This is a genomic window from Kitasatospora sp. NBC_00374, from assembly GCF_041434935.1.
In the GTDB taxonomy this organism is placed as follows: domain Bacteria; phylum Actinomycetota; class Actinomycetes; order Streptomycetales; family Streptomycetaceae; genus Kitasatospora.
In genome coordinates this window covers 3,247,963-3,266,238 of record NZ_CP107964.1, presented here as the reverse complement: position 1 = coordinate 3,266,238, position 18,276 = coordinate 3,247,963, and the positions used below count along the sequence as shown (strand labels likewise).

Below are 18,276 nucleotides of genomic sequence, written 5' to 3'. Positions count from 1 at the left end.
GAGTCCCGTGCACGACGTACGTGAGCTGATCGAGCTGGGCCCGGAGGCGGTGCGCCGTCTCGCCCGGCGCCGGTACCGGCTGGACCTGGAGGCGCTGGGCGCCGCGCACCGGCGCCGCGGCGAGGGCCTGGAGACGGTGGCCGCGCTGCGGGGTGAGCTGAAGCGGGCGTCCCGCGGGCCGCGGCCGACCGAGGCCGGCCGGGAGGAGCTGCGGCGGCTGCGCGAGCGGGTGCAGGAGGCGGAGGCGCTCGTGCGGGCCGCCGAACTGGAGCTGGAGGAGGCCCTGTTGGGCATCCCCAACCTGCCGCTCGACACGGTGCCGGACGGCGACAGCGAGAAGGAGGCGGTGGAGGTCCGCCGGGGCGGTCCGCCGCTGCGCCCGGCGGCCGGACCGGCCCGCCACCACGCGGACCTCGGCGAGTCGCTCGGCGTGCTGGACATGGCCAGGGCGGCCGCGCTCTCCGGCGCCCGGTTCAGTGTCAGCCGCGGGCCGGGGGCCCGGCTGGAGCGCGCCCTGGCGTCCTTCCTGCTCGACCTGCACACCGAGGAGCACGGCTACACCGAGTATTCGGTGCCGCACCTGGTGAACCGCGAGACGATGACCGGCACCGGTCAACTCCCGAAATTCCAGGAGGAGTTGTTCGCCACCTCGGTCGGCGGCCGGGAGCTGTTCCTGATCCCGACCGCCGAGGTGCCGCTCACCAACCTGGTGGCCGGGGAACTGCTGGACACCCGCGCCCTGCCGATCGCGATGACCGCCCGCACGCCCTGCTACCGCGCCGAGGCCGGCTCGTACGGGCGGGACACCCGCGGGGTGCTGCGGCTGCACCAGTTCGAGAAGGTGGAGCTGGTGCGGATCTGCGCCCTCGACGACGCCCCGGCACAGCTCGAACTGATGGTCGGCCAGGTGGAGGAGTGCCTGCGCCGGCTCGAACTCTCCTACCGGGTGGTCCTGCTGCCGGCCGGGGACATGGGCTTCTCGGCCCGGATGACGTACGACATCGAGGTCTGGCTGCCGGGCAGCGACTCCTACCGGGAGATCTCCTCGGTCTCGGACTGCGGGGCCTTCCAGGCCCGCCGGGCCGGTGTCCGCCACCGGACGGCCGAGGGGCGCAAGCTGCCGGCCGCCACCCTGAACGGCTCGGCGCTGCCGATCGGCCGGACGGTGGCGGCGCTGCTGGAACAGGGCGCGCAGCCGGACGGCTCGGTGCTGCTGCCCGAGGCGCTGGTGCCGTACACGGGTTTCCGCCGGATCCTGCCCGGTGGTGCGGTCGAGCGCTGAACGGCCGAAACGGCGCGGCACCCGCAGGGGCGTCGCGCCGTCGGCATGCCGGGCGGGCGGCGGGTCAGGCCGTCCGGAGCAGGTACTGCGCGGCCGGCTGGTGCAGCGCCGGGGCCTGGATCAGCACCTCCCGGAACAGCTGCTTGAGCTGCGGGGACGGCTCCATGCCGAGCTCGTCGATCAGGCGCTGCCGGGCGGTGTTGTAGACCTCGACCGCCTCGGCCTGCCGCCCCGAGCGGTAGAGCGCCCGCATCAGCATCTCGGTGATCCGCTCCCGCCACGGGTGGGCGACGCTCATCCGCTTCAACTCGCCGATGACGTGGGTCGGTTCGCCCCACAGCGCGTCCACCCAGAGCCGGTCCTCCTGGGCGGCCAGGTGCTCCTCGTCCAGCTGCAGGGAGACGCTCTGGCACAGCGGCCCGGGCGCCGCGTCCTGCATCGGGCTGCCCTGCCAGAGCCCGAGGGCGTCGGCCAGCAGCGAGCCGGCCACCTCAGGGTCGCCGGTGACGGCGTGCCGGGCGGCGGCCAGCTGCTCCCGGAAGAGGTACATGTCCACGTCCTCCGGGGCGACGTCCAGGATGTAGCCGGAGGCCTGGGTGATCAGCGGCGGTACGTCGCCGTGCGGGCCGCCCAGCCGGCGCAGGGTGCGGCGCAGCCGGGAGACGTGGGCCTGCAGCGAGTTCTCCACCGTGGCCGGCGGGTTGTCGCCCCAGAGCTCGGTGTAGAGCTGCTCGGTGGGCACCAGCCGGCGGGCCCGGATCAGCAGGGTCGCCAGCAGGGTGCGCTGTCTCGTGCCGGGCACGGTGGCGAAGCGGCCGTTGACGACCGTGCCGACCGGGCCCAGGATCCTGAACTGCATGTGTTCCCCCTGTGGTGAAGAGCGGTTGGTTGCCGGCGGAACAGGCGTGCGGATTGTCGGGGCGGGTCCTTGATTCCGGCTGGAGGCCGCACGGCGGCGTCCGGCGCGCGTCCAGCCGGGTTCGAGTGGCGCTCCACCGCTGGTCCGTGCCCGCTCCACCGGGCTCTGCCACCGTGCTTTCCGGAGGCGTCCGACATCGGACGGGTCTCCGGCCCGCGTGCGACGGCGCCTCTGTGCGCATTCCTTGGAAATGAACTCGACCAATCACCCGAACAGAATCCCGAAATTCTCCCGGACAGGCCCGGGAAGGAGTTCCGGGCGGCCTCGCGGGAATACCGTTCGTCGGCGAATCGTCGGCCTGTGGAGCGATGACCATGACCTCCCGGGTAATTGACCGCCCCGATGGAGGGTGGCCAAGCTGGACACAGCCTCCGGATCGGCTCTGGCAGAGCAGGACTACGTGATCGACCAGGAGTTGGACCTATGACCACTGAGACAAACCCCGTCACGGCGGCACCGCCGGCGCCGGTCCCGGTAGCCGCGGCCGAGCCGCACCGAGCGATTCTTCCGATCGTTCTCTCCGGCGTATTCATGACGACGCTGGACTTCTTCATCGTCAATGTCGCCATCCCGTCCACCCAGGCCGACCTGCACGCCAGCGCCTCGGCCATCGAGTGGGTGGTCGCGGGCTTCGGCCTGGCGTACGGCGTGGGTCTGATCACCGGTGGACGGCTCGGCGACCTGTACGGCCGCCGGCGGATGTTCGTCCTGGGCCTGGCCCTGTTCACGATCGCCTCGCTGTTCTGCGGCATCGCCACCAGCGGCTCCTACCTGGTGGCCGCCCGCGCCGGCCAGGGCGTCTCGGCGGCCCTGCTCGCGCCCCAGGTGCTCGCCATCCTCGGCACCGTCTACACCGGCGCCGCCAAACTGAAGGTGTTCACCGGGTACGGCCTGGCGATGGGCCTGGCAGCCGTGTTCGGTCAGCTCATCGGCGGCCTGCTGATCCAGGCCGACATCGCCGGGCTCGGCTGGCGCTCCTGCTTCCTGGTCAACCTGCCGATCGGCGCCGCGATCATCGCGCTGACCCTCAGGTTCGTGCCGGAGACCCGCGCCCCCGGCCGCCCGAAGCTCGACCTGGTCGGCGTCGCGGTCATCACCGCCGCGCTGGTCGCCCTGGTGCTCCCGCTGATCGAGGGCCGCGAGCAGGGCTGGCCGCTGTGGACCTGGCTGAGCTTCGCCGCCGCCGCGGTGCTGTTCGCACTGTTCGCCCTGCAGGAGAGCCGGCTGGCCGCGCGCGGCGGCTCCCCGCTGGTCAACCTGTCGCCGTTCCGGGAGCGCGCGTTCGTCGCCGGCCTGCTCAGCCAGCTGGTCTTCTGGATGGGCCAGGCCTCGTTCTTCCTGGTCTTCGCCCTGTACGTGCAGCGCGGCTGCGGCCTGGACGCCCTGCAGGCCGGCCTGCTGTTCGCCGCGATCGGCGCCGGCTACATGTACACCTCGATGAACGCCGGCAAGTTCGCGGCCAGGCTCGGCCGCCAGGTGATCGCGGTGGGTGCCCTGCTGATGGGCGCGGGCCTGGTCGTACTCGGCCTCACCGCCGCCGCGATCGGCACCACCGGACACATCACCTGGCTGATCCCGGGCCTCGTCCTGGACGGTGCCGGGATGGGACTGGCCGTCGCCCCACTTGCCTCGACCGTCCTCGCCCGGGTCTCCCCGCAGTACGCGGGCGCGGCCTCCGGTGTGCTCACCACCGCCCTGCAGATCGGCAACGCCCTCGGTGTGTCGATCATCGGCATCATCTTCTACAACGCCCTCGGCGACACCCCCGCTGTCGCTGACTACCCGCACGCCTTCGACCTGAGCGCGGTCTTCCTGGTCGGCGTCGCGGTGCTGCTCGCCGCCCTGGTGCAGCTGCTGCCGCGCGGCAACTCCGGCAAGTGACCTACCCCGCCCGACCCCGCCCCGGCCACCCGCGACCACGGCCGGGGCGGGGGCCGTCCCCCCGACCCACCGGAAAGAGGAACCCCCTGTGACTGCCCCCGACACCCTGCTCGACCGCTACGTGGCGGTCTGGAACGAGCCCGACCCGGCCGTCCGGCACGCCGGCGTCGCCGCCCTGTGGGCCCCGGACGGCCTGCACTACACCCAGACCCGCGCCTTCCGGGGCACGGAATCCCTGGCCGCCCGGGTCACCGAGGCGTACGAGCAGTTCGTCGGCGGCGCGGGCCTGCTCTTCCGGCACCGCGACGACCTGGTCACCCACCACGACGCGGCCGTCTTCACCTGGGAGATGACGCCCGCCGCCGGCCGGGACGTGCTGGCCGTCGGCTTCGACTTCGTCCTGCTGGACGAGGCCGGCCGGCTCCGCGTCGACTACCAGTTCAACGAGCCCCCGGCGCCCGCCGCCGAACTGGACGAACTGGCCGGACGCCTGCTCGCGCTGCCCCGGGAACAGGACGAGGAGCTGCGCCGCAAGCAGACCGACGCGCTCTACGCCCCGGACGCCCGCCTGGTCGACGACAGCGCCGAGCGCGACCTGCACACCGCCCTCGCCGCCGCACCGAAGGGCGAGGTCCGCCGGCTGCGCGGCCACGCCTCCGCCCAGCACGACGCGCTGCGCTTCGGCTGGGAGCTGACCCCCGCCGACGGCGGCCCCGCGGTCACCGGCGTCGACTTCCTGATCCGCGGCGCCGACGGGCTGCTCGCCGCCCACTACCGGTTCACCATCTGATGACCCGTCGACGGCGGGGGGCCGGCCCGGCGCCGGCCCCCCGCCGTGCCGTGCCCGCCCCGGACGGGCCGCCGGCCGCCGGAGTTGTGCCGGCGGGGCGGGATGCCGCAGGGTGGAGAGGTGACCCACGTGCCCACCACCACGGACCGGCCGACGCAGCGACCGGTCGGGGAACTGATGCGCCACTGGCGCGAGCGCCGCGGGCTGAGCCAACTGGTGCTCGCCACCCGCGCCCAGGTCTCCACCCGGCACCTCAGCTTCCTGGAGACCGGCCGCTCCTCACCCAGCCGCGACATGCTGCTGCGCCTGGCCGAGCAGCTCGAACTGCCGCACCGGGAGCAGAACCACCTGCTGCTGGCGGCCGGCTTCGCGCCCGCGTTCACCGACTCGCCGCTGGACGCACGGGAGATGGCACCGGTGCGTGACACCCTCCGGCAGATCCTGGCCGGCCACGACCCGCTGCCGGCCCTGGTGGTCGACCGCGGCTGGAACATCGTCGAGCACAACCGGGGCTTCGCCGTCTTCACCGAGGGCGCCGCCCCGCACCTGCTGCGCGGCCCGATGAACGCCCTGCGGCTCGCCCTGCACCCGGAGGGGATGGCTCCGCGCATCCTCAACTTCGCCGAGTGGCGGGCCCATCTGCTCACCCGGCTGCAGCGCCGGGTCGCACTGACCGCCGAACCGCGGCTCACCGAGCTGCTCCGCGAGGTCGCGGGCTATCCGCACACCGGCCCGGAACCGGACCTCCCGCCGCCCGAACTCCCCGCCGGCGGTGACCTGATGGTGCCGCTGCGGATCGGTCACCGGGGCGAGGAGCTGTCGCTGTTCTGCACCATCGCCACGTTCGGCATGCCGCTGGACATCACCGTCGCCGAACTGGCCATCGAGACCTTCTTCCCGGCCGACGCGGCCACCGCGGCCCTGCTGCGCGGCTGACGTCCGCCCGCCCGGGCACGCGGAAGGCCCGGCCGATCCGGCCGGGCCTTCGCGCCACTGCCGCCTCAGGCGGCCGACGGCGGCGGGACGGTGTACGAGGGCGGGGTGTCGATGTACTGGTAGTCGGCGGTGATCCGGCCCTGGTCGTCCAGGACCACGAAGTCGAAGCCGACGGCCTCCAGCGCGCCGCTGTCCGCGGCCACCATCACCCAGTTGAAGCGCAGCGTGCCGTGGTGCCCGACGGCGTTGGCCGAGGAGCGGAAGGCGAAGCCGCCCACCGCGTAGGCGTCGTGCGCGTAGCCGATCTGGGTGGCGATCTCCTCGTGGCCCCTGGACTCGGCGAGGGCGTTGAAGTAGCTGCCCTCCGGGGCCCACAGCTCCTCGACGGCCTTGCGGCGGGCGGCCGGGTCGCTCTCGTTCCAGAGCGCGACGTAGCGGTCGGCGAAGGCGTTGGGGTTGGTCATGCCGGTGCTCCTCTCGGGACGGGTGGTACGGGGTCGTCGTACGGGACGTGCGGGGACGTGCGGGGGTGCTCTCGGGTCAGCCGCTCGCGCCGGCCCGCCGGCGCAGCAGCCGGACGTAGTCGGCGGTGATCGAGAGGGTCTCCTGGTGCAGGAAGAAGTGCCCGCCGGGGAAGACCCGGTTGCCGAGGTACTCGGGGGTGCGGGAGGCCCAGGACACCATCGCGGAGGGCTCCACCAGGGGATCCGTGGTGGCGCTGTAGCTGACGATCGGGCAGGGGACCGGTGCGCCGTCGTCCTGGTAGCTCGCGCAGACCAGCAGGTCGGCCCGCATGGTCGGCATCATCATGTCGAGGGTCTGGCGGTCCTTCAGGATCTCCTCGGGCAGCGAGCCGAGGCCGCGGGCCCACTCGACGATCTCGTCCTCCGGCACGTCCAGCTGCTCGACCGGGGGAGTGCGGAACCCGACCGGCGCCCAGGCCGAGGCGCCGAGCAGTACCGGGGACGGGCCGCCCCGGCGGTGGATCTCGGTGGCCAGCCGGTAACCGAGCAGCGAGCCCATGCAGTGGCCGAAGAAGCCGAACGGCCGGTCGTCGAGCTCGGCCTCGATCTCGTCCGCCAGCTCATCGATCAGCGGCCCGATCTCGGTGAACGGCTGCTCCCGGAGCCGGTCCTGACGCCCGGGCAGCTGGACGGACTGCGCGGAGACGTCGGCCGGCAGCAGGGGCAGCCACTCCCGGTAGATCGAGGCGCCGCTGCCGGCGTAGTGGAACAGGAACAGCCGGATCGGCGCGTCCGGGTCGGACTCCGCCTGGAACCAGCGCCCGGTGACCGGGGCGGTGCGGTCGGCCATCGCAGGGTCCTCCTCAGGACGGGCTCGGTGCGGCCAGCTGGTCCCGCAGGACCCGGCGGAGCACCTTGCCGGTGGGGTTTCGCGGCAGCTCGTCCAGGAAGTCGTAGCTGCTCGGGATCTTGAAGTCGGCGAGCCGGCCGCGCAGGAAGAGCATCAGCTCGCGCCCGCCGATCCGCTCGCCCGGGGCCGGGACCACGCAGGCCCGGACGGTCTCGCCCCAGCGCGGGTCGGGCACCCCGATCACGGCGACGTCCGCGACGGCCGGGTGCTCGCGCACCGCGTTCTCCACCTCGACGGGGTAGATGTTCTGCCCGGCGACGATGATGGTGTCGCTGATCCGGTCGCACAGGAACAGGTAGCCGTCCTCGTCCAGGTAGCCGAGGTCGCCGAGCCGCAGCCAGCCGTCCACCAGGGCCTTTGCGGTGGCCTCGGGCTGCCGCCAGTACTCGACGAAGTGCGCGGGGGTGTCGACGCAGACCTGGCCGATCCGGCCGGCCGGCAGCTCCCGGCCCTCGTCGTCGACGATCCGCACCCGGTTGCCGGGGCAGGACCGGCCCGCCGAGGTGAGCCGGGGGTTGCCCGGCACGTGGTCCCCGGGGGCGAGGCAGGTGACCACGCTGCCGGTCTCGGCGGCGGCGTACATCTGGGCCAGCTCGCAGCCGAAGCCGTCGATCGAGCGGGCCAGCAGGGCGGGCGAGATCGGCGCCCCGCCGTAGACCACCTTGCGCAGCGAGCGGAAGGTGGCGGGGGTGACGCCGCGCTCGGCCAGCATCATGTCGAGCATGGCGGGCGCGGCCCAGGTGGTGGTGATCGCGTGCCGCTCGATCAGCCGGACGGCCTCCTCGGCGTTGAACATCCGCATGATCACACTGGTGCCGCCCACGTTCAGGGTGTGCATGAACCAGGCCATCCCGGCCGAGTGCAGGCCGGGGAAGCAGATCAGGGTGCGGTCCTCGGCGCGCCAGTCGATCCAGTCGGTGCCGTGCCGCCGCATGGACTCGATGAAGGTGAAGAAGCTGCGGTGGGCCAGCACCACGCCCTTGGGCAGACCGCTGGTGCCGCTGGTGTACATCTGCAGCACCGGGTCGTCGGTGACCGCCGTCGGGGGAAGGTCGGCCTCGGGGGCGCCGGCCTTCCAGGCGAGGAAGCCGCCGGCCCGGTCCGCGTCGGTGTCCAGCTCCACCAGCGTGCGCGCCGAGGGCTCCCGGAGCTTCTCCACCGGTCCGAGGAACTCCCGCTCGACGAAGAGCAGTTCGGCGCCGGAGTCGGTCAGGATGTGCTCCACCTCGCGGCTGGTCAGCCGCCAGTTGATCGGCACCAGCACCACGCCCGCCTTCGCGCAGCCGACCGCGAGGTCGTAGTAGTGCTCCGACTCCCGGCCCAGGTAGGCGACCCGGGCGCCGCGGCCGAGCCCGGCCGCGCGCAGCGCGTGGGCGGTCCGGTTGCTCTCCCGGTGCAGCTGCGCGTAGGTGAGTTCGCGGCCGTCGCAGACGACCGCGGGGTGGTCGGGCCGCTCGGCGGCGTGCCGGGCCGTCCGCGCGCCGATGGTGGCCTGTCGTGCTTGCTCCATGGTCCTCTCCGTCCGATCTCGGTCAGGCCGGTGGGGCCGCAGCGGGCTGCGGCCCCACCGGAGCGGCGTCAGGCCTCGGCCGGCGCCGGGGTGAGCTGCTGCTCCAGGAATTCGCTCAACTGCCCGGCGGACGGGTGGTCGAAGGCGAGGGACGGCGGCAGCGGCACCCGGAAGGCCGCCTCCAGGGAGTTCTTCAGCTCCACCGCCACCAGCGAGTCCAGCCCGAGCTGGACGAACTCGGTGTAGGAGTCGATCGCGTCGGCGTCCTCGAAGTGCAGGACGTCGGCCACCCGGGAGCGGACGAACGCGTCGATCGCGACCAGCCGCTCGGCCTTGGGCAGGGCCACCAGGGCGTCCAGGTCCAGGCTGCGCGCCGCGTCCCCGCCGGCCCGGACCAGCAGCTCGTACAGGGCGTCGTCGACCGGCTTGGCGGCCGTGAACCGCTCCCAGTCGGCCTCGCCGGCCACCACCTGGGCCACCGGCCGGCCGAGTACCGAGGCCAGCGCCCGGGTGCCCTTGGCCGGGGTGAACAGCCGGATGCCCTCGTCCTCCCACTTCTTGATCAGGGAGTCGTCCAGCCGGGCCGACATGCCGACCTCGGCCCACGGGCCCCAGTTCACCGAGAGCGCCGGCAGGCCCTGTCCGGCCCGCCAGTGCAGCAGCGTGTCCAGGAAGTAGTTGGCCGCGGCGTAGTTGGACTGGCCGGGGGCGCCGACCACCGAGGCGGCCGAGGAGTACCCGACGAAGAACTCCAGCCCGGGCAGCGCGGCCGCGGCCTCGTGCAGCAGCCAACTGCCGTACACCTTGGCCCGGAAGACCTCGTCGATGCTCTCCCAGGTCTGGGCGGGGACCGGACGGTCGTCCACGGTGCCGGCCGAGTGGATGATGCCGGCCACGGGGTGGGCGCCGTCGCGCAGCCGCGCCATGATCCGCTCCACGTCGGCCGGTTCGGCGACGTCGCCCTGCAGCACGGTGACCTCGGCCCGCCCGGCCAGCCGCTCGTACAGGTGGGCGACGTCGGCGGCCGGCTCGGCGCGGCGGCTGACCAGGGCCAGGTGCCGGGCGCCCAGGTCGACCAGCTTCTCCGCGGTGACCAGGCCGAGCGCGCCGAGACCGCCGGTGATCAGGTACGTCCGGTCCGGACCGATCGTCACCTCGCGCGCCGCGGGGGCCCGCTCGCCGGCGAAGTCCAGCACCAGCTTGCCGACGTTGGCGCCGCGACTGAGCACCCCGAACGCCTCCTCGACCTCGTCCAGGGTGTACGAGGTGGCGACGATCGGCGGCAGCTGTCCGGCCTCGACCAGGGCGATCACCGTCCGCATGATCTCCTGGTTGAGCGGGATCAGCCGCTCCTGCGGCAGCTCGCTCAGGTCGAAGTTGTGGTAGGTCACGTCCGGCCGGGCGGCGGCCACCTGCTCGGGTGTCCAGGCGCCGACCTTGCCGAGCTCGATGAACCGGCCGCCGCCGCCGAGCGCCCGCATACCGGCCGGGATGTAGTCCTTGTTCAGGCTGTTGAGCACGATGTCGACACCGCGGCCACCGGTGATCCGCTCGATCTCGTCGGCGAAGTCCAGCGTCCGCGAGTTCATCACGTGCTCGATGCCCTGGGCCTTCAGCAGCGGCCACTTGTGCGGGCTGGCAGTGGCGAACACCTCCGCCCCGGCCAGCCTCGCCAGGTGTGCCGCCGCCTGGCCGACCCCGCCGGCGGCCGCGTGCACCAGCACCCGGTCGCCCGCCTTGATCCCGGCCAGGTGGTGCAGCGCGTAGTACGCGGTGACGTACACCGAGATCAGACCGGCGGCGGCGGTGAAGTCGATCGTGGCGGGCTTGCGGACGGCGACCGCGGAGGGCACCGTCACCCGGCGCCGGAAGAGGTCGAGGTAGTTGACGATCACCTCGTCGCCGACCGCGAATCCGGCCTGCGGCCCGGCCGCGACCACGGTGCCGGCGCACTCGAAGCCGAGCGGCTGGTCGCCGAAGTCCTTCAGCATGCCGAGCGCGTTGAGCACGTCCTTGAAGTTGAGGCCGGCCGCGTGCACCTCGACCTGGATCTGGTCGCCGACCGGCGCGACGTCCTCGGCCGGCACCGGCTTGATGCCGCCGAACTGCCCGAACTCCTTGATCGCGAGCGCGAAGTTGGCGTCCTGCCGGGAGCGCGGGTCCACCGCGAGCAGCCGCCGCACGTGCCGGAAGCCCTCCCGGTAGGCGATCTGGAACTCGCCGCTCTCCCGGGCGTGCACCTCCTCGACCAGCGGCAGGTGTCCGCCGGTGCCCGGCAGGTCCAGCATGGTGGTGCGGTACGCCGGGAACTCGTTCAGCAGCACGTGCCCGAAGCCCCACAGGCTGGAGGCCGCCAGCCGGGCGCCGTCGCCGGGCTCGTCGCCGTGCAGCCACTGGGCCTGCTCGGTGACCAGCCACAGCCGCTGGTTGCGGCCGAAGCCGGCCCGCTCCAGCGCCGACAGCAGCTCCAGCAGCGCGGTGTAGTTGCGCTCGGACTCGGCCCGCAGCGCCTCGGCGCCGCCCGCCCCGTCGCCCGGCTGCCAGTACCAGGCCAGGTCGGTGACCTGCTCGGCGGCGAGCACCGAGACGGCCTCGGCGGGCCCGGCGGCGAAGCTCAGCCGCCCGGCCTGCTCGGCGAGCCGCGGCGCCAGGCCGGCGAACTCGGCGGCGTCCCGGCCGACCACCAGCAGGTGCCGGCCGGTCAGGGCGTTCGGGCCGGCGAGCGAGCGCTTGACCCAGCGCAGCTCGTGGAAGAAGCTCCGGCGTGCCCCGGAGAAGGTCTCGGCGACCCGCTTCAGGCCGAGGCCCTTGAGCTCGAACACCGGCTGCTCGCCGTCCAGCGCCAGCAGGTCGGCCGAGAGGTCGACCTCGTCGGTGTCGGCCGGGACGACCCGCAGCAGGGTGCGCAGGGTGTCCGACTTCGGCTTGCGGAACAGCCGGAACCGGCCGAACCGCACCGGCAGGTAGTCGTTGCCGTCGTCGGCCAGCGCGGCCATGTTGTGCATCGCGGCGTCCAGCAGCGCGGGCGGCAGGTGCTCCAGCGCCCCGGCGGGGCGGCCCGCCAGGTCGCCGACGGTGAGGTCGCCGGGGTAACGGTGGACCTCGCGCATCAGCCGGAACTGCGGCCCGTAGTCCAGGCCGGCGCCGGAGTACGCCGCGTACACGTCCTCGGCGCGCAGGACGTCCTCCGGGTTCCCGGCGGCCGCGGCCAGGTCGAGCAGCTCGACGGCGGCCGGGGTGAGCTCGTCGGAGACCTCGGACTCGGCGCCGATCGTGGCGACCGCGTGCAGCCGCTCGATCGCGGCCGCCGCGCCGTCGCCGGCCTCGGCCAGGCTGACGATCTCGACCGTGCCGGTGCCGTCCGGGCCGGGCCGCAGCCGGGTGCGCAGCCGGGTGGCCCGTTCCTCGTCCAGGAAGAGTGCCTCGCGGAAGCCCACGTCGCGCACCGGGCGGCGGGTGTGGCCGTGCACCGCGTCCAGCAGGGCGAGCACGATCTCCAGGTAGCCGGTGCCGGGGAAGACGACCTGGCCCATCGCCACGTGGTCGGCCAGGTAGGCGGGCTGGGTGGGGCTGATCGAGCTGCTGAACTCGCGTACGCCCGCGGCGAGCTGCTCGGGCGTGCTGGTCTCGCTGCCGAGCAGCGGGTGGACGGCGGCGCGGCCGTCCAGTGCGCGGGATCCCAGGCCGTGCCGGGTGGCCCGGTTCGGCAGCCAGTACGACTTGCGGTCGAAGGCGTAGCCGGGCAGCGACACCAGCCGGCGGGTGCGGCCGGCGTGGAAGCCGCGCCAGGAGAAGGCCGGCCCGGCGGCGTAGAACTGCGCGATCGCGGCGCGGATGGCCCGGCCGTCGGTGTCCTTCGGGCTCAGGCCGCCGATCCACAGGTGGTCCTGCGCGGTGACGGACTGCTTGGCGGCGCCGGTGAGCGCCGGGGACGGGCCGATCTCGATGACCGCGTGCTTGCCGCGGCGCTCCAGCGTCCGCATCCCGGCCGAGAACTCGACCGCCTCGCCGATGTGCCGGATCCAGTACTCGGGGTCGCTGATCTCGGCGAACCTGGCCACCTTGCCGGTCAGGTTGGAGATCAGGGTCAGCGAGGGCTCGCGGAAGGTGATGTCCTTGATCGCGGTGCGGAACTCGTCGAAGACCTCGGCCATCAGCGGCGAGTGGAAGGCGTGCGAGACCTTCAGCGGCTTGACCGTCAGGCCGGCCCCGCCGAGATGGGCCACCACCGCGGCCAGCGACTCGGCGCCGCCCGAGATCACCGTCTGCTGCGGGGAGTTGACCGCGGCCACCGCCAGGTCGGGGTACGGCTCCAGCAGCGGCGCGACCTCCTCCACCGGTGCGGAGACCGCGGCCATCCCGCCGGGTGCGGACACCGACTGCATCAGCGCGGCGCGGGTCGCCACCAGGGTGGTGGCGTCGGCCAGGTCGAACAGCCCGGCGACCGCGGCGGCGACCACCTCGCCGATGCTGTGCCCGATCAGCACGTTGGGCTTCACACCCCAGGACATCCACAGCTTCGCCAGCGCGTACTCCAGGGTGAACAGCGCGGGCTGGGCGTACAGGGTCTGCCCGAGCGCCTCGCCCTGTCCGTCCCGGTCGAACATCACGTCCTTGACCGAGCGGCCCAGGTGTCCGGCGAACAGCCGGTCGCACTCGTCGACGTGCTCGGCGAAGAGCGGGAACTGGCGGTACAGGGCCGCGCCCATGCCCGCGTACTGCGAGCCCTGGCCGGTGAACAGGAACGCCACCTTGCGGATGTCGCCCCGGGGGCCGGCCGGCTCGGTGTCCGCGTGCCTGGCCAGCAGGGCGGCGAGTGACTCCCGGTCCGAGACCGGCCCGGCGATCCGGTGCGAGAAGTGGCTGCGGCCGACGTTCGCGGTGTAGCAGAGGTCGGCGACGTCCAGGTCGGGGTGCCGCTCCAGGTGCCGCCGGTACCGCTCGACCTGGAGCTGCAGCGAGCGCTTGGTCTTCGCCGACAGGGTGAGGACGTGCCCGCCCTCCTCGGCCGGCCGTTCGCCGGCGGGGGCGGCGGTGGCGCCCGTCGGCGCCTCGGCGGGTGCCTCCTCCAGGACGGCGGCGGCGATGCTTCCCGCGAAGCCGAAGCTGTTCACCACGGCGCGCCGGGTCTCGGCCCGCCAGGGCCGGGCCTCGGTCGGCACGGTCACCGGGATGGCGTCCCACGGGATCCGGCCGGAGGGGGTGCTGAGGTTCAGGTGCGGGAAGACGGTGCCGGTACGCATCTGCAGCACGGTCTTGATCACGCCGCCGATGCCGGCCACCGGCTCCATGTGCCCGAGGTTGGTCTTCAGCGAGCCGACCGTGATCGGGTTCTCCTTGGTGTGCGACTCGGCGAACACGTCGCTGATCGCACCCATCTCGATCGGGTCGCCCAGCGGGGTGCCGGTGCCGTGCGCCTCGACGTACTGGATGTCGGCCGGCTCCAGGTGCGCGTTGCGCAGCGCGGAGCGGATCACGATCTCCTGGGCGGTGCCGTTGGGCACGGTCAGCCCGGCGCTCTCGCCGTCCTCGCCGATCGCGGTGCCGCGGATCAGGGCGAGCACCCGGTCGCCGTCCCGCTCGGCGTCACCGAGCCGCTTGAGCACCAGGACGGCGCAGCCCTCGGCCCGGACGTAGCCGTCCGCCGACTCGTCGAAGGTCTTGCAGCGGCCGTCCGGGGCGAGCATGTTGGCCTGCGAGAACATCACGAAGATCCGCGGGTGGTGCAGGCAGTTCACCGCACCGGAGAGCGCGATGTCGGTGGCGCCGCTGCGCAGGCCCTCGACCGCCAGGTGCATCGCGGTGAGCGAGGAGGCGCAGGCGGTGTCCACGCTGAGGCTGGGCCCGCGCAGACCGAGGAAGTACGACAGCCGCCCGGACAGCGGGAACAGTGTGATGCCGGCCGCGAGGTGCCCGTCCAGCTCCTCGTACGGAAGGCCCTCCATCTCCAGCGCGTAGTCGATCGAGCTGGCGCCGATGTAGACGCCGCCGTTGCCGTGCCGCAGGGTGCCCGGGTCGATGTTGGCGTTCTCCAGCGCCTCCCAGGCCGTCTCCAGCAGCAGGCGCTGCTGCGGGTCGACGAAGTTCGCCTCCTTGGGCGAGATGTTGAAGAACTGGGCGTCGAACTGGTCGATCCGGTCCAGGAATCCGGCCCCGGTGGTGTGGACCTTGCCCTTCTCGTCCGCGTTCGCGGGGGCGAACGCCGGGACGTCCCAGCGGTCCTCCGGCACCGGACGGATACCGGACCGTCCCTCGCCGAGGAACTCGGCGAATCCTTCCGGGGATTCGTTTCCGCCCGGGAAGCGCAGGCCGATCCCGACGATGGCGATGGGCTCGTTCTGCTCCGGTGTGTTCGACATTCCCGTTCTTCCCTTTCACTGGTCGGCCGCCGTGCGGCGGCACGTCGCGGAGTTGCCGGCGGGGCTCGGCGGACGCGTCCTAGAACGCCCCGGACCCGGCCGGAAGCCCGTCGAACAGGTCGTCGAGCAGATCGCCCGTCAGATGGTCCAGGAGCTGGTCGATCGTCGGGCTGTTGAACAGGGCGGTGGTGCTGACCGCGATGCCCAACCGCTCCTCCAGCCGGGTCTTCACCTCGACGATGCGCAGCGAGGTGAAGCCCAGCTGGAAATAGCTCTCGTCGGTCGGCAGGTACTCGTCCTCGTCCATCAGCAGGCTGGCCTTGAATTCCGCCACCACGAGGGATTCCAGGGCCTCCCGGCGCTCGGACCGGGGCAGTGACCGGAGCAGCTCGATGGTCGGTATGGATTCACTCATCGCGTGCACCCGTTCTCGCGCGGGGAGAAGTTCGGCAATGCGACCGCCTCCGTCGGTTCCTGGGCCGTCGTCCCTGCCGGCCCCACGTGGGCAACATGCCAACACGGGCGACTGACCCCACCCTGACCAGCGACTGACCGGGGCGGCCGTGCGGTGCGGGGGGTGACGGTCTGACAGGTCCCGGATCCATTGACAGGGACTGTCGGATTCGCTTCAGTGGTCTAGTCCAAATCGGTGGCGCCGACCCGCGCCGTCCCGCGTCCGGCCTTCCCCCACAAGGCTGTTGGACACCCCCATGTCTTTAGGCAGGAGCATCCCCCACATGCGTACTCCCCGAAGAACAGCCGTCCGTCACGGCCGCCGGGCGGTCGCCGCCGGCACCGCCTGGGCCGTCGCGGCGGCCGGCGCCGTCGCCCTCAGCTTCGGCCTGGCCGGCTCCGCCAGCGCCGGCGAGTTCCTGGTCAACGGCGGTTTCGAGAGCGGTTCGCTCGCCCCCTGGAGCTGCACCGCAGGCACCGGCAGCGTGGTCACCGGCCAGGCCCGCACCGGCGGTTACGCCCTGGCCGGCGCCGCCTCGGCGAGCGACAACGCGCAGTGCACCCAGACCGTCGCGGTGCAGCCCAACACCGCCTACACGCTGAGCGCCTACGTCAAGGGCGCGTACGTCTACCTGGGCGTCAACGGCGGCACCAGCACCTGGACCCCGGGCACCGGCGGCGCCTACCAGAAGCTCTCGGTCGGCTTCACCACGGCGGCCGGCCAGACCAGTGCCACCGTGTACACCCACGGCTGGTACGGCCAGGGCACCTACTACGCGGACGACGTCTCGCTGGACGGCCCGGGGGCTCCCACCAACCCGCCGACCACTCAGCCGCCGACGTCCCAGCCGCCGACCAGCCAGCCGCCCACCTCCCAGCCGCCCACGTCGCAGCCGCCCACCTCCCAGCCGCCGACGTCACAGCCGCCGACCACCCAGCCGCCCGGCGGCGGGCTGCCGACCCACGCGCTGGTCGGCTACCTGCACGCCAGCTTCGCGAACGGCGCCGGGTACACGAGGATGGCCGACGTCCCGGACTCCTGGGACGTGATCAACCTGTCCTTCGGCGAGCCGACCTCGGTCACCTCCGGCGACATCCGGTTCAACCGCTGCCCGGTGAGCGAGTGCCCCTCGGTGGAGTCGGACGCCGACTTCAAGGCGGCGATCGCGGCCAAGCAGGCCCAGGGCAAGAAGGTGCTGATCTCGATCGGCGGCCAGAACGGCCAGGTCCAGCTGACCACCACCGCGGCCCGGGACGCCTTCGTCGGCTCGGTCTCCGCGATCATCGACCGGTGGGGGCTGAACGGCCTCGACATCGACTTCGAGGGCCACTCGCTGTCGCTCGGCACCGGTGACACCGACTTCAGGAACCCGACCTCCCCGGTGATCGTCAACCTGATCTCGGCGCTGAAGACCCTGAAGGCCAGGTACGGCCAGAACTTCGTGCTGACCATGGCCCCGGAGACCTTCTTCGTCCAGCTCGGCTACCAGTACTACGGCTCGGGCCCCTGGGGCGGCCAGGACCCGCGGGCCGGCGCGTACCTGCCGGTGATCTACGCGATGCGCGGCGACCTCACCCTGCTGCACGTCCAGGACTACAACTCGGGCTCGATCATGGGCCTGGACAACCAGTACCACTCGATGGGCGGCGCCGACTTCCACGTCGCGATGACCGACATGCTGCTCAAGGGCTTCCCGGTGGCGGGCAACACCGCCAACATGTTCCCGGCCCTGGCCCCCTCCCAGCTGGCGATCGGCATGCCGGCCACCACCAACGCCGGCAACGGCTACGTCGCCCCGGCGGAGGTGAACAAGGCACTGGACTGCCTCACCAGGACGGTCGACTGCGGCGGCTACGTCCCGCGCAGCGGCGCCCAGCCGGGCCTGCGCGGCCTGATGACCTGGTCGATCAACTGGGACCGGTTCGGCGGCCGGGAGTTCTCCCGGAACTTCGACGGCTACTTCGGCTGACCTCTCCGAGGTCACCGCGGGTGCGGGCCGGTCACCTCCGGGTGTCCGGCCCGCGGCCGTCCCCGCAGGCCGCCGCGGTCTGGGCGTGCGGCGGCGCGAGCGAGGGGCCTAGCCTGGGGAGAGGAGGTGGTGACCATGTTGGCGGACGCGCCGTTGCTGGCGGTCATACCTGCCGGGGACCTGGACCGGGCGAAGCGGTACTACACCGATACGCTCGGCCTCAAGATCGCCCGGGAGAGCGACGAGGAAGTCGTGTTCGACTCCGGAAACACCCAGTTCGGGATCTACCACACGCCGTACGGCGGCCAGGCGGCCCACACCCTGGCCAGCTGGAAGGTGGCGGACCTCGACGCGGAGATGGCGGACCTGCGCAGCCGCGGGGTCGTGTTCGAGGAGTACGACCTGCCGGGCCTGAAGACCGTGGACGGTGTCGCCGAGGCGGACGGCATGCGGGCGGCCTGGTTCAAGGACAGCGAGGGAAACGTCCTGTGCGTGAACCAGCTGGTCGACGGCTGACGGCCGGCCCGGATCGGGTCACGGCGGGAACGCCGAAGGCCCCCTCGCTCTCGCGAGGGGGCCTTCGACCGTCGGTGCGCCGCCAGGGACTCGAACCCCGGACCCGCTGATTAAGAGTCAGCTGCTCTAACCAACTGAGCTAGCGGCGCGTGCTGACGGAGAGAACATTACCTGGTCAGCGGCCGAAACTCACAATCGGTTCCGGCCGTGCGCGGCGCGGCCCGGCCGGCGAGCCGATCCGGCCGGTGTGGTTGCCCGCTTTTAGTCTGATCACAACGTCCGGGGC

12 protein-coding genes and 1 tRNA gene are annotated in these 18,276 nt (G+C 72.7%); 6 read left to right on the top strand and 7 right to left on the bottom strand.

Features of this window, described 5'->3' with window-relative positions:
- Positions 1-7: 7 nt before the first annotated feature.
- Positions 8-1,282, top strand: coding sequence for a serine--tRNA ligase (gene serS, locus OG871_RS14530; protein ID WP_371497181.1), 1,275 nt, complete (start codon positions 8-10; stop codon positions 1,280-1,282).
- A gap of 64 nt (positions 1,283-1,346) precedes the next feature.
- On the opposite strand, the gene OG871_RS14525 is transcribed toward serS, so the two are convergent.
- A complete protein-coding gene (locus tag OG871_RS14525; protein WP_371497180.1) occupies positions 1,347-2,141 on the bottom strand; it encodes a BTAD domain-containing putative transcriptional regulator in 795 nt (264 codons plus the stop codon).
- A 591-nt stretch (positions 2,142-2,732) separates the two neighbouring features.
- On the opposite strand from OG871_RS14525, the gene OG871_RS14520 reads away from it, so the two are divergent.
- The 3 genes from OG871_RS14520 to OG871_RS14510 all read left to right on the top strand — a co-directional run bounded on the left by OG871_RS14520 (position 2,733) and on the right by OG871_RS14510 (position 5,808).
- Positions 2,733-4,082 (top strand): MFS transporter, encoded by a 1,350-nt coding sequence (locus OG871_RS14520; protein ID WP_371497179.1) that lies wholly within the window; start codon positions 2,733-2,735, stop codon positions 4,080-4,082.
- Positions 4,083-4,170: 88 nt separating this feature from the next.
- A complete protein-coding gene (locus OG871_RS14515; RefSeq protein ID WP_371497178.1) occupies positions 4,171-4,872 on the top strand; it encodes a hypothetical protein in 702 nt (233 codons plus the stop codon).
- 129 nt (positions 4,873-5,001) lie between these two features.
- Complete coding sequence (locus tag OG871_RS14510) at positions 5,002-5,808, top strand: helix-turn-helix domain-containing protein (protein WP_371497177.1); 807 nt, start codon at positions 5,002-5,004, stop codon at positions 5,806-5,808.
- A gap of 65 nt (positions 5,809-5,873) precedes the next feature.
- On the opposite strand, the gene OG871_RS14505 is transcribed toward OG871_RS14510, so the two are convergent.
- The 5 genes from OG871_RS14505 to OG871_RS14485 form a co-directional block, all read right to left on the bottom strand.
- On the bottom strand, positions 5,874-6,272 hold the full coding sequence (locus tag OG871_RS14505; protein ID WP_371497176.1) for a nuclear transport factor 2 family protein: 399 nt from the start codon (positions 6,270-6,272) through the stop codon (positions 5,874-5,876).
- A gap of 76 nt (positions 6,273-6,348) precedes the next feature.
- Positions 6,349-7,122, bottom strand: a complete 774-nt coding sequence (locus OG871_RS14500; RefSeq protein WP_371497175.1) for a thioesterase II family protein — start codon at positions 7,120-7,122, stop codon at positions 6,349-6,351.
- A gap of 13 nt (positions 7,123-7,135) precedes the next feature.
- Positions 7,136-8,692, bottom strand: coding sequence for a long-chain-fatty-acid--CoA ligase (locus OG871_RS14495; RefSeq protein ID WP_371497173.1), 1,557 nt, complete (start codon positions 8,690-8,692; stop codon positions 7,136-7,138).
- A 68-nt stretch (positions 8,693-8,760) separates the two neighbouring features.
- Complete coding sequence (locus OG871_RS14490) at positions 8,761-15,051, bottom strand: SDR family NAD(P)-dependent oxidoreductase (protein ID WP_371497172.1); 6,291 nt, start codon at positions 15,049-15,051, stop codon at positions 8,761-8,763.
- Between the two features lie 79 nt (positions 15,052-15,130).
- A complete protein-coding gene (locus OG871_RS14485; protein ID WP_371497170.1) occupies positions 15,131-15,466 on the bottom strand; it encodes an acyl carrier protein in 336 nt (111 codons plus the stop codon).
- A gap of 322 nt (positions 15,467-15,788) precedes the next feature.
- Between OG871_RS14485 and OG871_RS14480 the strand changes: the two genes are divergently transcribed.
- The gene (locus OG871_RS14480; protein ID WP_371497169.1) at positions 15,789-17,474 is read left to right on the top strand and encodes a chitinase; all 1,686 of its coding nucleotides are present in this window, start codon (positions 15,789-15,791) and stop codon (positions 17,472-17,474) included.
- Positions 17,475-17,609: 135 nt separating this feature from the next.
- Positions 17,610-17,990, top strand: a complete 381-nt coding sequence (locus tag OG871_RS14475) for a VOC family protein (RefSeq protein WP_371503310.1) — start codon at positions 17,610-17,612, stop codon at positions 17,988-17,990.
- Between the two features lie 75 nt (positions 17,991-18,065).
- Here the strand turns inward: OG871_RS14475 and OG871_RS14470 are convergent.
- Positions 18,066-18,139, bottom strand: a tRNA-Lys gene (locus OG871_RS14470).
- Positions 18,140-18,276: the final 137 nt, after the last annotated feature.

Bases quoted from the DNA above. Each gene is read 5' to 3' on its own strand.
- OG871_RS14490 (WP_371497172.1), bottom strand. From the start codon at position 15,051: ATGTCGAACACACCGGAGCAGAACGAGCCCATCGCCATCGTCGGGATC.
- OG871_RS14505 (WP_371497176.1), bottom strand. From the start codon at position 6,272: ATGACCAACCCCAACGCCTTCGCCGACCGCTACGTCGCGCTCTGGAAC.
- OG871_RS14525 (WP_371497180.1), bottom strand. From the start codon at position 2,141: ATGCAGTTCAGGATCCTGGGCCCGGTCGGCACGGTCGTCAACGGCCGC.
- OG871_RS14495 (WP_371497173.1), bottom strand. From the start codon at position 8,692: ATGGAGCAAGCACGACAGGCCACCATCGGCGCGCGGACGGCCCGGCAC.
- OG871_RS14500 (WP_371497175.1), bottom strand. From the start codon at position 7,122: ATGGCCGACCGCACCGCCCCGGTCACCGGGCGCTGGTTCCAGGCGGAG.
- OG871_RS14520 (WP_371497179.1), top strand. From the start codon at position 2,733: ATGACGACGCTGGACTTCTTCATCGTCAATGTCGCCATCCCGTCCACC.
- OG871_RS14480 (WP_371497169.1), top strand. From the start codon at position 15,789: ATGCGTACTCCCCGAAGAACAGCCGTCCGTCACGGCCGCCGGGCGGTC.
- OG871_RS14485 (WP_371497170.1), bottom strand. From the start codon at position 15,466: ATGAGTGAATCCATACCGACCATCGAGCTGCTCCGGTCACTGCCCCGG.
- OG871_RS14475 (WP_371503310.1), top strand. From the start codon at position 17,610: ATGTTGGCGGACGCGCCGTTGCTGGCGGTCATACCTGCCGGGGACCTG.